Source organism: Burkholderia sp. KBS0801 (genome assembly GCF_005937855.2).
Classification (GTDB): Bacteria; Pseudomonadota; Gammaproteobacteria; order Burkholderiales; family Burkholderiaceae; genus Burkholderia; species Burkholderia ambifaria.
The window spans coordinates 2,060,604-2,074,214 of sequence record NZ_CP042178.1 but is presented as its reverse complement, the minus strand read 5'-3'; the positions used below and the strand labels follow the sequence as shown (position 1 = coordinate 2,074,214).

Genomic DNA, 13,611 nt, shown 5'->3' with positions numbered 1-13,611 from the left:
TTCGTACGGAAATACGGCCAATATGTCGGTTCGATCGAGGTCCTTCGTACGCGCGGCGAGCCGGCGCACGATACCAACGCCAAGCGGGGAATAACGATGGTTGCAAGGTCACCCGACGCAAACGTGACGGCGGCGCCCGAGATGCCGCTCGTATCCGTTACCGCCCCCGAGGCCGGACGCAAGCTGTTCGTGATCATGCGTTCGCCGGACGAGCCGTTGCTGGCGCAACTGCGCGGGCTCGGCTGGGATATCTCGATCGCCAAGACAGCCGGCGCCGCGCAGAACATGACGTCCGGCGTAAACGTCGCCGCCGGGCTCATCGATTTCTCCGGATTCACGTCGCGCGACTATCCCGCGCTGAAGGCGTGCCTGAGCCAGGCGGCGATCGGCTGGATTTCCGTCGCGCAGGCCGGTGTCACGATCAGCCCCGCCGTGCGCGAAATGATCCGCAGCTACTGTTTCGATTACGTGACGCTGCCGTTGCCGCACGAATGGATTTCGCACGTGCTCGGCCATGCACGCGGGATGGCCGCGCTCGATCGCGTCGACGGCGCGGCCTACGCGGCGTCGATCGGCGAGCACGGGATGATCGGCAACTGCGAAGCGATGCAACAGTTGTTCAGCACGATTCGCAAGGTCGCGAAAACCGACGCGAGCGTGTTCATCTCCGGCGAGTCGGGCACCGGCAAGGAGCTGACGGCGCTCGCGATCCACGAGCGCTCGGGGCGCGGCAAGGGCCCGTTCGTCGCGATCAACTGCGGCGCGATTCCGCATCACCTGCTGCAGTCGGAACTGTTCGGCTACGAGCGCGGCGCATTCACCGGGGCCAACCAGCGGCGCGCGGGCCGGATCGAATCCGCGAACGGGGGCACGCTGTTTCTCGACGAAATCGGCGACATGCCGGTCGAAAGCCAGGCGAGCCTGCTGCGCTTCCTGCAGGAAGGGAAGATCGAGCGGCTCGGCGGGCAGGAATCGATTTCGGTCGATGTGCGGATCATCTCGGCGACGCACGTGGATCTCGACGGTGCGGTCGAAGCCGCACGCTTTCGCGCGGACCTCTATCACCGGCTCTGCGTGCTGCGCATTCACGAGCCGCCGCTGCGCGCGCGCGGCAAGGACATCGACATCCTCGCGCATTACGTGCTGCAGAAATACAAGGCCGACAGCGGCCGCAAGATCAGCGGCTTCACGTCGGCCGCGCTCGACGCGATGCGCCGCTACGAGTGGCCCGGCAACGTGCGCGAGCTGATCAACCGGGTGCGCCGCGCGATCGTGATGGCGGAGAGCCGGCTGCTGACGCCGAACGATCTCGGGCTCGAGACGCCGGGCGAAACGGAGCCGGTCACGCTCGAACAGGCGCGTTCGCTCGCCGAGCGCACCGCGATCGAGAACGCGCTGCTGCGCAACGATCACCGGATCAACAAGGCCGCCGCCGAACTCGGCATCTCGCGCGTCACGCTGTACCGGATGATGATCGAGCACGGGCTCAACGACCACGACAACAACGGCGACAACGGCGGGAAGGACGGTTCACCGCCCGGCGACGCCGATCATCAGCGCGTCGGCTGAACGGCGGCAGGGCAGCGTTCGCGGCTGTCCCGTGTGCACGGCCGGCGGCATGTAAAGGGCGTGAAACGTTTCCTGTCGGCAGCCGCGCGAATAACCCGGCAAACGCGGCCGGCGGCGTGCCGCCCGCGCCGGCAAAACTTTCCGGATCGTCCGCGCGCCTTGTCCGGCAAGGCATTGCCGCAGCGCACCCGCGGCCGCTCGCGCGCGGCATGTTTCAGTTTCGTAACTTCCCGCGTGTCCCGCCCGGTCCGGCCGCGAGCTTGTCCGACGAAAGCCTTGTGCGGCCGGCTTCATCCGAAGCTGGCCCGCTCCTTGCGCTGATCGAGGTGCGAGAGTCGACGACGTGGCGTCCGGCCGGTTCGGCAGCGAATTCAGGAGCCGACAAGGACGCAGCCCACGGGGATGACCGGCGGGACGGGCAGCAAGCACTGCCCGGGTCCGACCGGCAGGGCCGTCGTCGTCGGATCGTCGGGGCACCGGCGAAGTCCGGTTGCCGGCACAAGCAACGGCACGAATACGGGGTAGAAAAATGATGAACGATCGCCAAACGACGCGGCCGGCCAGCCGCGAACGCAATGATTCGACCCATCGCCGGGCGTCCGCGCATCTTGCCGCCGGCCGGCATGCGTCGACAGGCCATCTCTGCGCGCCCGGTGCGAGGCGGATCCGGCTGATACCCGGTCATCCGCGCCGGGCCGGTACTTTTTCGCTGGCCAACCGGATCCGCCAGGGTATGTGCACCCGCGCGCCGGTTCGGCTGCGCCCGCTCTTTGCGTATTGACTTGACGTCGCACGCGGGCCATCGCCCGCGGAAGTCAGCGGTTTGCAATCCGGATGAAACGCGGGATCAGGCGGTGCGGTATCAGGCGGTACGACACGGTCGATGAAACCGGCGCGACGGCAAACGTCAGGGAGGCGTTGCCGTCCGGCGCTTGGGGGAGGGGCGGTCCGGCCGCGCGCGGCGGGCATCACACCCGTCGCGCGCGACGCCGCTTCAGCCGCCGTAGATATCGAAGTCGAAGTACTTCGACGCGAGCCGCTTGTAGGTGCCGTCCTTGACCATGTCGAGGATCGCGCGGTCGATCTTCGCCTTCAGGTCGGTGTCTTCCTTGCGCAGCCCGATGCCGGCGCCGATGCCGAGCACCTTCTCGTCGATGAGTTCGGGCCCGACGAACTGGTAGCCCGCGCCGCGCGGCGACTTCAGGAACCCGATCGCGGCCTGCACCTCGTCCTGCAGCGCGGCGTCGAGGCGGCCCGACGTGAGGTCGGCATACACGCCGTCCTGGTTCTGGTACGACACGACGTTCGCGCCTTGCTTCGCCCAGTACGCCTTCGCATACGCTTCCTGCGTCGTGCCCTGCTCGACGCCGATCGACTTGCCCTTCAGCGATTCGGCCGTCGGCAGCAGCGATGAACCCTTCTTCACGACGAGCCGCGTCGGCTGGTTGTAGATCTTCGTCGTGAAGCCGATCTGCTCCGCGCGCTGCGGCGTGATCGACATCGACGACAGTACCGCGTCGAACTTCTTCGCCTTCAGCGCCGGGATCATGCCGTCGAAATCGTTCTCGAGCCACACGCACTTCGCCTTCAGCCGCGCGCAGATTTCGTTGCCGAGATCGATGTCGAAGCCGACGAGCTTGCCGTCGGGCGCCTTCGATTCGAACGGCGCGTAGCTGGCGTCGGTGCCGAAGCGCAGCGTGGTCCAGTCCTTCGCGACGGCGGGGCCCGCCGATACCGCGAGCAGGGCGATCGAAACGGCGGCAATCAGTCTCTTCATGATGGTTCCTTGGCGTGGTCTATCCGGTTCTCGGCGACTCGGTTGCTGTAGATACGCACCGCGTGGCGATGCGCAGTCCGCACGGCCATTAACGCAGAAAATAAAATATTCGTCCAGAATGGACAAAAAATATCTCTTGTCGAAGGAAATGCCGATGTCGGGGGACGACCCTTGCAAAAATACCGAAATGGACTAATCTTGTTAGTGAATTCATTTCGAGACTAACGCTCATGACACAGCCCGCCTTCGATCCGTATTCCGCCCCGCGGCAGGCTTCGGTCGCGCAGATGTCGGCGGCCGGCCTGCGTGCGTTCTTCAACATCGCGCGCGACTGGGAGCTGACGATCGACGAACAGATCGTGCTGCTCGGGTCGCCCGGCCGTTCGACGTTCTTCAAGTGGAAGGCAGCGCCGGAATCGGCGCGCCTGCCGCGCGATACGCTCGAGCGGCTATCGTTGCTGCTCGGCATCTACAAGGCGCTGCAGATCCTGCTGCCGCAGCCGGCTGCCGCCGATACCTGGGTCAAGCGGCCCAACGACGCAGCGCCGTTCGGCGGCAAGCGCGCGCTCGACCGGATGCTCGCCGGCAACGTCGGCGATCTGGTCGCCGTCCGGCAATATCTCGACGCGATGCGAGGTGGCTGGGCGTGACGATGCCGATCGAAGCGCAACCCTGGCCCACGACCGTCGTCGACTGGGCGCCTGCCTATCGCGTGATTCCCACCCGTTTCCCCGCCATCAACCTGTTCGATCGCGTCGCGTCCGCGGAGGATTTCGATGCGCTCTATGCGCTCGAATCGCTGACCAACGACCGCATCCGCAACGAAGTCGGCACGCTCGAGCTCGTGCCGCCGGCCGAGCGTCGCTACGGCCAGGGCTGGGGGCCGATCATGGCCGCGTTCACGCACCTGAATCCGCAGGGCAGCCGCTTCTCCGACGGCAGCTACGGCGTGTTCTACTGCGGGCGGTCGCGCGATACGGCGATCGCCGAAACGCGCTATCACAGCGGGCTGTTCATGTCCGCGACGAAGGAGCCGCCGATGCGCCAGCAGATGCGGCTCTACACGGTGTACGCGCACGGCGAGGTCGCCGACGTGCGCACGTGGCTGCAGCGCAGCCCGGCGCTGCTCGATCCGCTCGACTACGGCGCGGGGCAGGCACTCGGCCGCGCGGTGCGCCATGCGGGTGGCGCGGGAATCGTCTATCCGTCGGTGCGCGACGCAGGCGGCGAATGTCTCGCGGCGTTTCGCACGACGCTGCTGCGCGACTGTCATCACGCGGCGTATCTCGAATACAACTGGAACGGTTCCGCGATCGATGCGGTGTTCGAGTTGAATCAGGTGGGCTAGCGGGGGAAGCTCCCGCGGGCAAACGCGTGCGCGTGGGCCCGCCAAGCCGTTGCCGGCCTACGGCAGCGGCAGCTCGCCCGCGTGACGGGCGCGCGCGTCGGCCTGGGTGAGCGACCACATGTCACCCGTGCGCGGTTCGACGATCGTCAGGCGTCCGGACGGCGCGAAAGCGCCGGTATCGATGAACCATTGCGCGCCGATGCGCTGCGGCGCGCGCACGGGCGTATGACCGGTGCAGGTCAGCGACAGGCCGGCCTGCAGGGCCGGGTCGGCGAGCCCCTGGACCAGGTCGCGCCCCCACATCAGCCGCTCGCGCACGTCGTGCGAATAGCTGCCGGTGTCGAGTTCCGCGTCCGGACCGAAGAATTCCGCATGCAGCACGTTGAAGCGCGCGGCGCCGTCGCCGACCACGCGCACGAGCGGCAGCGCGTCGACGCGCGCCGCATGCGCATGCAGTCGCTCCGGCGGGAGATCGGCGCCCCAGTCGCCGCCGATCCCGCGCCATGCATCGGGCGGCAGCTTGCCGCGCGACACGAGGCTCAGCACTTCTTCGTGATTGCCGCGCACCACATGGCACCACGGGCGGTCGAGCAGCGTGAGCGTGGTTTCGGACGCGGGGCCGCGATCGACGAGATCGCCGACCGAGAACAGCCGGTCGCAAGCCGGATCGAAGCCGATGTCGTGAAGCAGCGCGCGCAGCACATCCACGCAGCCATGCAGATCGCCGACGACGAAGTCGCGGCCGGCCGCGTTCGCGGGATGGTGGCAGAGGGCGGGTGTCATCCCGATATCTTAGGCGCTCGCGGCCATCGCAACGACATGCTGGAATGGCGATAATCGGGGCGCTACCCGCCGGCGACGCGCAGCGGCCGTTCGCGCGCCGGTGGGACCTTTCCATCCGCTTTCGGAATCACACGATGACGCTTTATCCGCAGGTATTACGCAACCGGCCGCGCATGGTCGCCGCCTTCGTCGCGGGCGTGGCGTGCGCGGTGCTGCTGCCGCTCCAGTTGCGGCCGACCGCGCGTGCGCTGATTGGCTGGGACTGCACGGTCTGGCTGTATCTCGTGCTGATGTGGGTGCGCATGGTCACCGCGCATCATCACAAGGTGCGCGAAGTCGCGATCCGCGAGGACGAGAACGCGACGACCGTGCTGACCGTCATCTGCCTCGCGACGGTCGCGAGCGTCGCCGCGATCGCGATCGAGCTCGCGACCGCAAAGAGCGTCGGCTTTCGCGCGGGGCTCGGTCATTACGCGATCACGGCCGCGACGCTGTTCGGCGCGTGGTTCCTGATCCCGACGATCTTCACGCTGCACTACGCGCGGCTCTACTACGGCTCGCCAACCGGCGATCGCTCGCTGCGCTTTCCCGACCGCAATCCCGAGCCCGACTACTGGGATTTCCTGTATTTCTCGTTCACGATCGCGGTCGCGTCGCAGACGGCCGACGTGTCGCTCGCGAACCGCTCCGCGCGCCGCGCGGTGCTCGCGCAGTCGATCCTGTCGTTCTACTTCAACATGGCTGTGCTCGGGCTGTCGATCAACGTCGCGGCGGGGTTGCTGAGCTGACGCGGGTTATCGCGGGTTATTTGAGGAGTTCGTACGGACCGCCGCGCTCGAGCGCGCGGCGGTATGCAGGCCGCGCGTGGATCGTGTCGAGAAAGCGTGCGATCGCCGGATATCTGCCGCCGTCGCCGCGCGCCATCGCAGCCTCGAGCGGGAAGCTCATCTGGATGTCGGCCGCGCTGAAGCTGTCGCCGACGAACCAGCCGGTGCGCTTCAGCGCGCCGTCGATATGATCGAGATGCAGCGCGATCTGCGGATCGACGAAGCCCGCTTGCAGCGTCGCGGCGATCTTGCGCGCGATCGGCCGCGCGAAGAACGGCATCGGCGCATGCGCGATCCGCAACGCGACGAGCTTCAGCAGCAGCGGCGGCATCGCCGACCCTTCCGCGTAGTGCAGCCAGTACGTGTAGTCGTGCCGCTCGGGCGTGCCGCCGGGCGGCGCGAGGCGGCCGTTGCCGTGGCGTTCGACCAGGTACTCGATGATCGCGCCCGATTCGGCGATCGTGCGGCCGTCGTCGGTGACGACGGGCGACTTGCCGAGCGGATGGATCGCGCGCAGCGCGGGCGGCGCGAGCATCGTCTTCGGATCCCGCGCGTAGCGCACGATCTCGTACGGCACATCCAGTTCTTCGAGCAGCCAGAGCACGCGCTGCGAACGCGAGTTGTTCAGGTGATGGACGGTCAGCATGTCGAGGCCGGAAGGGGGGCGGGAACGACATCATACCGAGCGCGGGTGGCGCCCGGCACGCCGGGCTGCCGCGCGACGGTCCAGTGCGTTGAGCGGCGCTCGTCACCCGTCGTTGCGTCTCGTCACGCGGCGCGCCGCAGCGCGATCCACGCGCCCCAGAACAGGCTCGCGAAAAAGCGCAGCGGCGCATCGAAACCCGCATCGTCCAGCAGTTCGAACACGGCCTCCTCGGAAGCCGGCGGATCGGCGCCCTGCAGGATTTTCGCCAGCTGCGCACGCACCGCGTCGGGCGTCGCGCCCTTCATGCGCCAGCGCTGCTGCCACGCATCGAGCAGCCGAGGGTGGTCCGCGTAGCGGCGATGGTTGCCCGCGATCACGAGCGGCGCGCCGGGCTTCAGGCGATGCGCGATCGCGTCCAGCAGCGCGGCTTTCGCCGTGTCGCCGGGCACGTGATGCAGCACGCCGATCAGCGTCGCGCCGTCGAACGCCGGCGTGTCGGGCAGCGCATCGATGCCGGCCTCGATGAAGTGCGTGCGGGCGGCGAAACCCGCTGCTTCGACGTTGGCGCGCGCGAGCGCGAGCATCGGCGCGGACGGATCGACGGCCGTGAACCGCCAGCCCGGTTCGAGCGCGGCGGGCACGCAGATTTCCTGCCCGGTGCCGCCTGCACCCACGACGAGTATCCGCGCATCGGCCGCGCCGATCGACGACGCAAGCATGCACGCGGCGAGTTCGTGGCATGCGTCGTAGCCGGCGAGTGCGATGCGGGACTGTTCGGCGTATTCGTGCGCGCGTGCCGGATCGAACTTCGCGGCGCTGGCGGGGAGTGACATGGTGGATGCCTCGGGTTCGGGCGCGGACGGGGTGTCCACGCGCATTGCACCGAGCGTAAGCGGCGGTCGGCGGCGCAACAAGGCGAGCGGCCATTCCGGTATGCGGACTACCCGACTCGGCGCGCGTCGCGCGCAAACGTTGTCGGGGTCGATTCGCATTTAAAAATGTGAGGAATCGATACGTTTCAGAACTGAAACGGGCGCATACTTTTCTTCCCCCCTGCCTGGCCGTCGCATGCCGGGCCCGCTGCGCCGCGCCGTTCGCGCGGCCATGCTGCTCGGCACGCATGAGGAGCGCATGATGTCAGATTGTTTGCACGATCCGTATGCGCAGCACTACATTCACTGCCTGCCGTTCGGCGCGCAGCCCTGCGGCGCGCTCGGCAAGTCGCCGCGCACGCATTTCCGCGTGTGGGCGCCGGCCAGCATGCACGTTCAGCTCGAACTCGATAGCGGTAATGGCACGACGCTCGTTCCGATGACGGCCGCCGGTCGGAACTGGTTCGAAGCGTTCGTCGAATGCGGTGCGGGCGCGCGTTACCGTTATCGGCTCGACGATGTCGTGTCGATTCCCGATCCCGCGTCGCGTTCGCAGCCCGACGGGCTCAACGGCCCGAGCGAGGTCATCGATCCGCGCGCGTTCACGTGGCGCAACACGTTCTGGCGCGGACGTCCGTGGGAAGACATCGCGCTGTATGCGATTCGTCCGCACGCGGTGGGCGGCTTCGACGGCGTGCGCCGCCGGCTGCCGCAGCTCGCGCGTCTCGGCGTGACCGCGCTGGAGTTGCTCGCGTCGCCGCACGACAGCCTGCCGTTCGCGCCGCTCGCGGCCGAGGGCGGCCCCGATGCACTGAAGGCGCTGATCGACGACGCGCACGGCTACGGTCTCGCGGTGCTGCTGGAGCTCGATTACGCGCGCTTCGGCAGCGGCACCGACGCGCTGCGCCACTACGCGGTGCCGTTCTTCCATACGCGCGACGATCCGCTGCAGGCGCCGCCGCTCGCGCTCGATCATCCGGAAGTCTGCGACTTCTTCTGCGACAACGCGATGTACTGGATCGACGAATACCGTTGCGACGGGCTGCGGCTGCGCGAGGCCGACCGGATCGGCACGTCGTGGCTGCGCGAGATCGCCGACCGCGTGCGCGCGGCCGTGCCGGCCGACCGGCTGATCCACCTCGTGCTCGGCAGCGAGCGTCATCCGGTGCATCTGGCCGATACCCATTTCGATGCCCAGTGGAACGGTTGCGGCGAACGCGCGCTGCATCGGTTGACGGACCGCGGCACGACCGCTCACGAAGGGATTTCGGCACACCAGTCGATTCATACGCTGGCCCGTGCATTGACCGCGGCCGGCGCGGCGTTCCAGCCGGCCGCCTCCGGCGACGGCCCCTGCGCCGAAGGGCTGGCGTTGACCTCGCTGGTGCTGTCCGACGGCGTATGGCGCGAGAGCGAGCATGGCGAGCTCGAGACGCCGGGGCTCGCCGCGCTCGCGCTGTCGCTGCTGACGCCGCAGATCCCGCTGATCTTCGACGAAACCGCGCGCGATGCCGATCGAGCGCATTTCGTGCAGTCGGCGCTCGCCGTGCGCGCGAAGCTGATCGCGCCGCGGCTGGCCGATTGCCGGCCGCGGGACGCGCACACGTTGAAGGCGGGTGGTGATGGCGATGCCGATGCGCTGGTGGCGTCGTGGCAGCTCGCCGACGACGAGACGCTGACCATCGCACTGAACCTGTCGCCCGACGCGCTGCCGTTCGATGCGCCGAGAGGGCAGATCGTGTTCGAGACGCCGGCGCGTGCCCGCGACCGGATCGACGAGGGCGATTTGCCGCCGTATTCGCTCGTCGCGTGGCTGACGGGGGACGTCAACCACTACGCGCTCACGCACGACGTGCGCCGGCTCGACGACAGCACATGGCGCGGCATGCGCGCCGATCTGAACTGAACGCTTAAGCCGCGTAACGCGCGGAAGGCCGGGCGCTGGCGCGCCCGGCCGCACTCCACTCACCAGAAGCTTCGAATGCCCGCGACGCCATACGCGCCGTGGCGGCGCGCGTCGTCGAGATGCGCGCGCGTCATGCCGCCGAGCGCGTAGACCGGCATCACGGCCTGCTCGGCCAATGCCGCGAAGCGCGTCCAGCCGAGCGTCGGCGCGCCGGGATGGCTGAGCGTCGGCAACACGGGCGACAGCGTGACGAAATCCACGCCTGCGCGCGCGGCCAGCACGAGATCGTCGGTCGCATGGCAGGCGGCCGACACGCGACGCGCGGCCGGCAACGGCCGCTGCGCGACGGCGCGCAGCGCGGCGCTGTCGAGGTGCCAGCCCGCGCCGTCGAGCTGCATCACGCCGGCCGCGTCGATCGGCCCGTTGAGCATCAGTTGCGCGCCGGCCGCGGTGCAACGCGCGAGCGCATCGGCGGCCAGCCGCGCGAACGCGGCCGCGTCGAACGACTTCACGCGCAACTGCACGAGCGTCTCGCCGCGCGCGAGCACGGCCGACAGTCGCTCGAGGAACGCCTGGCAATCGGCGGCCGACGCGGACGCCGGCTCCGGCGTGATCACGCAGCAGCGCGGCAGCGTCGCACTCATCGCATGCGGCGAGGGCGGGAAGGGCGAGCGGCGGCCGTCATTCGTCGGCCTCCTTCGCGGTCTTCGGATAGACGCGCACCAGCACGATGCGCGGCCCGTTCATCTTCTTCACGACGACGTCGAAGCGATCGAACGACACGCGCTGCCCTTCGGTCGGCAAATCGCTCAATGCCTGGATCACGAGGCCGCCGACCGATTCCGCGCGGCCTTCGTCGATGTCGATGCCGAGCGCCTGCTCGAGCGACACGACGGGCAGGCTGCCCTTGCCCATCAGCGTGCCGTCGTCGAGGCGCGTCCAGTCCGAGTCGCCCTGGCGGAACTCGTCGTGGATCTGGCCGACCAGCGCGCCGAGCAGGTTGTCGAGCGTCAGGAAACCGATCGGCTTCTCACCCTTGTTGCCGACCAGCGCGAAGTGCGGCGCGCCCTTGCGGAAGCGGCGGAACAGCTCCAGCGCGGGCGTGTCGGGTTTCACGTACTGCACCGGGCGCACGTAGTCGGACAGGTCCTCCAGCGCCGCGCCCGCATGACGCGCGAGCAGCAGGTCCTTCAGGTGGATCAGCCCGCTCACCTGTTCGCGCGACGCATTCTCGAACAGCGGATAGCGGCTGAAGCGGTGCCGCGCGACGATTTCCATGTTGTCGGGCAGCGGCAGGTCGCGGCGCAGGCCGATCATTTCGTGCGCCGGCCGCATCAGGTCCGACACCGTCATCGACGAGAAATCGAGCGAATGCGCGAGCGTGTTCCACTCGTCGTTGGTGTACGTGCCGCGCGCGGGCTGCGCCGTGTTGCCCGCGGCGCTGCGGCGGCCGCGCAGGATCAGCTTCAGTTCGTCGGTCGAGTAGTGCGCATCGCCGCCGTGGTCGGCCGACAGCCCCGCGAGCCTCAGCACCGCGTTCGCGCTGCTGTTGAGCACCCAGATCGCCGGATACATCGCCCAGTAGAACGCATAGAGCGGCAGCGCGACCCACAGGCCGACCTTCTCCGACTGGCGGATCGCCATCGATTTCGGCGCGAGCTCGCCGACCACGATGTGCAGGAACGAGATCAGCGAGAACGCGAACACGAGCGAGATCAGGTGCACGATGCGTTCGGACTCCACGCCGATCAGGTCGAGCAGCGGGCCGATCAGTTCCGCGAATGCCGGCTCGCCGACCCAGCCGAGGCCAAGCGACGCGAGCGTGATGCCGAGCTGGCACGCGGACAGATACGCGTCGAGTCGACCGTGCACGACGGCGAGGATGCGCCCGCGCAGGCCGTGCTTGCGGGCAAGCGTCTTGACGCGCGTCGCGCGCAGTTTGACGAGGCCGAATTCGGCTGCGACGAAAAACCCGTTCAGGGCCACCAGGAACAACGCGCCGATGAGCGCGAAGATCTGTAACAAAGAATCGCTCCAGTCATGACAGGCCCAACAGTATAGGGCCGGAAAGGAAGATGTAATGTGTCGGGCGGCCGAATGGCTTAGCCCGCCGCCTTGCAGGGAACCGCGAGTGACAGCGTGACGACGGCGCCGTCGGCGAACGCGGCGTGCGTGAAGGTGCCGCCGTGCGCGAGCGCGACACGCTGGCACAGCGCGAGCACCCACGCGACGCGCTTCGCGTCGCGCGAGCGCAGCATCTCGCGACGTGCGAACGCGTCGAACGCGTGCGGCAGCGCCGGATCGGCGAGCGCGGCGGCGCTCACGCCGCAGGTGACATGCGCGACGCACTGCGCGCCGTCGCGCGTGCATGCGAACGTTACGCGATTGCCGGCGGCACTGGCTTCGACGGCCGTCGTCAGCATCGTCCAGAGCGCCTGCGCGACGCGTTCGCGATCGGCGCTCAGTGACGGCTCGCCGTCGGGCAGCGTCGCATCGATGCTCACCTGCCGCGCGTCGGCGAGCGCGAAGCGCACCAGCGCGAGCGTGTCGTCGAGCAGCGGGCGCAGCGCGAACGGCTGCGCGGTAATCGCGAGGGTGCGCGTTTCCGCGCGCGGCGCGTCGAGCACGTCGTCGATCAGCGCAACCTGCTGATCGATCCCGGTGCGGATGCCCGCGAGCGCGCGCTGCAGGCTCGGGTCGGCGCTCGCGAGCTGGCGCTCGAGCACATATGCCCAGCTGTGCATTGCGTTCAGCGGGCTGCGCAGGTCGTGCGACGCGGTGGAAAGCGCCTGGTCGCGCAGGAACAGCGCGGCCTCGGCGGCATAGTGCGCTGCGCGTTCGCGCAGCAGGTCGGCGGCAGGGTCGACGGGAATGGACGTCACGGAGCTGGTTTGTTGGATGCGGTTGTGATGAAAAACACGCGAATCGTCATTATAGGGATTGCGCGTGTCATGCCGGCAGCGCGTCCTCGTCCTTTTTCCGGGCGTCGCCGTTCGGCAGCAACTGGCACGCGAGCAGGCCGGCCAGCATCAGCGCGCAGCCGACCAGCGCGCGCAGCGTCAGCGTCTCGCCGAGCGCGGCCCAGCCGGCGATCGCCGCGAACACGCCTTCCATGCTGAAGATCACGGCCGCGTGCGCGGGCGCCGCGTCGCGCTGCGCGACGACCTGCAGCGTATAGCCGACACCCACCGACAGCAGCCCGCCGTACAGCAGCGTCGGCAGCGCGCTGCGCAGCATCGCGACGCTGACCGGCTCGATCACGAGGCCGGCCGCGAGACACACCACGCCGCACGTGACGAACTGCAGGAAGGCGAGCACGAGCGGATCGTGCCGTTTCGCGAAATGGCCGACGGCCATCACGTGCGCGGCGATGATGACCGCGCCCGCGAGCTGGAACCAGTCGCCGTAGAGCACCGAGAAATGCTCGTCGATGCTGAGGAAATACAGGCCGATCGCCGCGAGCAGCGCGCCGAACCACGTGCCGGCGCCGATCCGGTGGCGGACGAACACGCCGATCAGCGGCACGATCACGACGTACAGCGAGCTGATGAAGCCCGCGTTGGCGATGCGCGTGTACTGCAGGCCGAACTGCTGCAGCGAGATCGATACGGCGAGCAGCGCGCCGAGCGCGAGCCCCGGCGCCAGCAGCGCCGGTTCGCGGCGGATCGCCGCCAGCTGCGTGCGCGACGCCGTGTTGAACGTCAGCAGCGGGATCAGCACCAGAGCGCCGAGCAGGAAGCGCAGCCCCGTGAACAGGAACGGCCCGATCACGTCGAGGCTCAGCCGTTGCGCGACGAACGCCGAGCCCCAGATCGCGGCGGCGCCGAGCATCAGCAGGTTGGCGCGGAGGTGCTTGCGGGCTTCGGGCTTCATCGAATTCGTC

The 13,611-nt window shown here is 68.5% G+C and carries 13 protein-coding genes; 5 read left to right on the top strand and 8 right to left on the bottom strand.

All coding sequences use genetic code 11. The features are described 5' to 3' along the window. The first annotated feature begins 96 nt into the window (after positions 1 to 96). A complete protein-coding gene (locus FFI87_RS26185) occupies positions 97 to 1,569 on the top strand; it encodes a sigma-54 dependent transcriptional regulator (protein WP_012365605.1) in 1,473 nt (490 codons plus the stop codon). Between the two features lie 994 nt (positions 1,570 to 2,563). Here FFI87_RS26185 and FFI87_RS26175 read toward each other — a convergent pair. Then, entirely contained in the window at positions 2,564 to 3,346 is a 783-nt protein-coding gene (locus tag FFI87_RS26175) for an ABC transporter substrate-binding protein (protein WP_012365606.1), read from the bottom strand. Positions 3,347 to 3,576: 230 nt separating this feature from the next. On the opposite strand from FFI87_RS26175, the gene FFI87_RS26170 reads away from it, so the two are divergent. Both FFI87_RS26170 and FFI87_RS26165 read left to right on the top strand, forming a co-directional pair. Next, positions 3,577 to 3,996: an MbcA/ParS/Xre antitoxin family protein gene (locus FFI87_RS26170; RefSeq protein ID WP_006754054.1), complete on the top strand. Its 420-nt coding sequence runs from the start codon at positions 3,577 to 3,579 to the stop codon at positions 3,994 to 3,996. Between the two features lie 2 nt (positions 3,997 to 3,998). Then, on the top strand, positions 3,999 to 4,694 hold the full coding sequence (locus FFI87_RS26165) for an RES family NAD+ phosphorylase (protein WP_138850172.1): 696 nt from the start codon (positions 3,999 to 4,001) through the stop codon (positions 4,692 to 4,694). 57 nt (positions 4,695 to 4,751) lie between these two features. On the opposite strand, the gene FFI87_RS26160 is transcribed toward FFI87_RS26165, so the two are convergent. Beyond that, on the bottom strand, positions 4,752 to 5,477 hold the full coding sequence (locus FFI87_RS26160; RefSeq protein ID WP_012365608.1) for a metallophosphoesterase: 726 nt from the start codon (positions 5,475 to 5,477) through the stop codon (positions 4,752 to 4,754). A 134-nt stretch (positions 5,478 to 5,611) separates the two neighbouring features. Between FFI87_RS26160 and FFI87_RS26155 the strand changes: the two genes are divergently transcribed. Beyond that, complete coding sequence (locus FFI87_RS26155; RefSeq protein WP_012365609.1) at positions 5,612 to 6,265, top strand: DUF1345 domain-containing protein; 654 nt, start codon at positions 5,612 to 5,614, stop codon at positions 6,263 to 6,265. Between the two features lie 16 nt (positions 6,266 to 6,281). Here the strand turns inward: FFI87_RS26155 and FFI87_RS26150 are convergent, their stop codons facing one another. Both FFI87_RS26150 and FFI87_RS26145 read right to left on the bottom strand, forming a co-directional pair. Further along, complete coding sequence (locus FFI87_RS26150) at positions 6,282 to 6,950, bottom strand: glutathione S-transferase (RefSeq protein WP_012365610.1); 669 nt, start codon at positions 6,948 to 6,950, stop codon at positions 6,282 to 6,284. A gap of 122 nt (positions 6,951 to 7,072) precedes the next feature. Further along, positions 7,073 to 7,783 (bottom strand): class I SAM-dependent methyltransferase, encoded by a 711-nt coding sequence (locus FFI87_RS26145; RefSeq protein WP_138848529.1) that lies wholly within the window; start codon positions 7,781 to 7,783, stop codon positions 7,073 to 7,075. A 301-nt stretch (positions 7,784 to 8,084) separates the two neighbouring features. Here FFI87_RS26145 and FFI87_RS26140 point away from each other — a divergent pair, with 301 nt between their 5' ends. Next, the gene (locus FFI87_RS26140) at positions 8,085 to 9,728 is read left to right on the top strand and encodes a DUF3459 domain-containing protein (RefSeq protein ID WP_138848530.1); all 1,644 of its coding nucleotides are present in this window, start codon (positions 8,085 to 8,087) and stop codon (positions 9,726 to 9,728) included. A gap of 59 nt (positions 9,729 to 9,787) precedes the next feature. Here the strand turns inward: FFI87_RS26140 and FFI87_RS26135 are convergent, their stop codons facing one another. The 4 genes from FFI87_RS26135 to FFI87_RS26120 all read right to left on the bottom strand — a co-directional run bounded on the left by FFI87_RS26135 (position 9,788) and on the right by FFI87_RS26120 (position 13,601). Continuing rightward, positions 9,788 to 10,372 (bottom strand): thiamine phosphate synthase, encoded by a 585-nt coding sequence (locus FFI87_RS26135; protein ID WP_138848531.1) that lies wholly within the window; start codon positions 10,370 to 10,372, stop codon positions 9,788 to 9,790. A gap of 37 nt (positions 10,373 to 10,409) precedes the next feature. Further along, a complete protein-coding gene (locus FFI87_RS26130; RefSeq protein WP_012365614.1) occupies positions 10,410 to 11,753 on the bottom strand; it encodes a hemolysin family protein in 1,344 nt (447 codons plus the stop codon). Between the two features lie 77 nt (positions 11,754 to 11,830). Then, a complete protein-coding gene (locus FFI87_RS26125) occupies positions 11,831 to 12,610 on the bottom strand; it encodes a sensor histidine kinase (RefSeq protein ID WP_012365615.1) in 780 nt (259 codons plus the stop codon). A gap of 67 nt (positions 12,611 to 12,677) precedes the next feature. Next, positions 12,678 to 13,601, bottom strand: coding sequence for a DMT family transporter (locus FFI87_RS26120; RefSeq protein WP_012365616.1), 924 nt, complete (start codon positions 13,599 to 13,601; stop codon positions 12,678 to 12,680). Positions 13,602 to 13,611 lie beyond the last annotated feature (10 nt).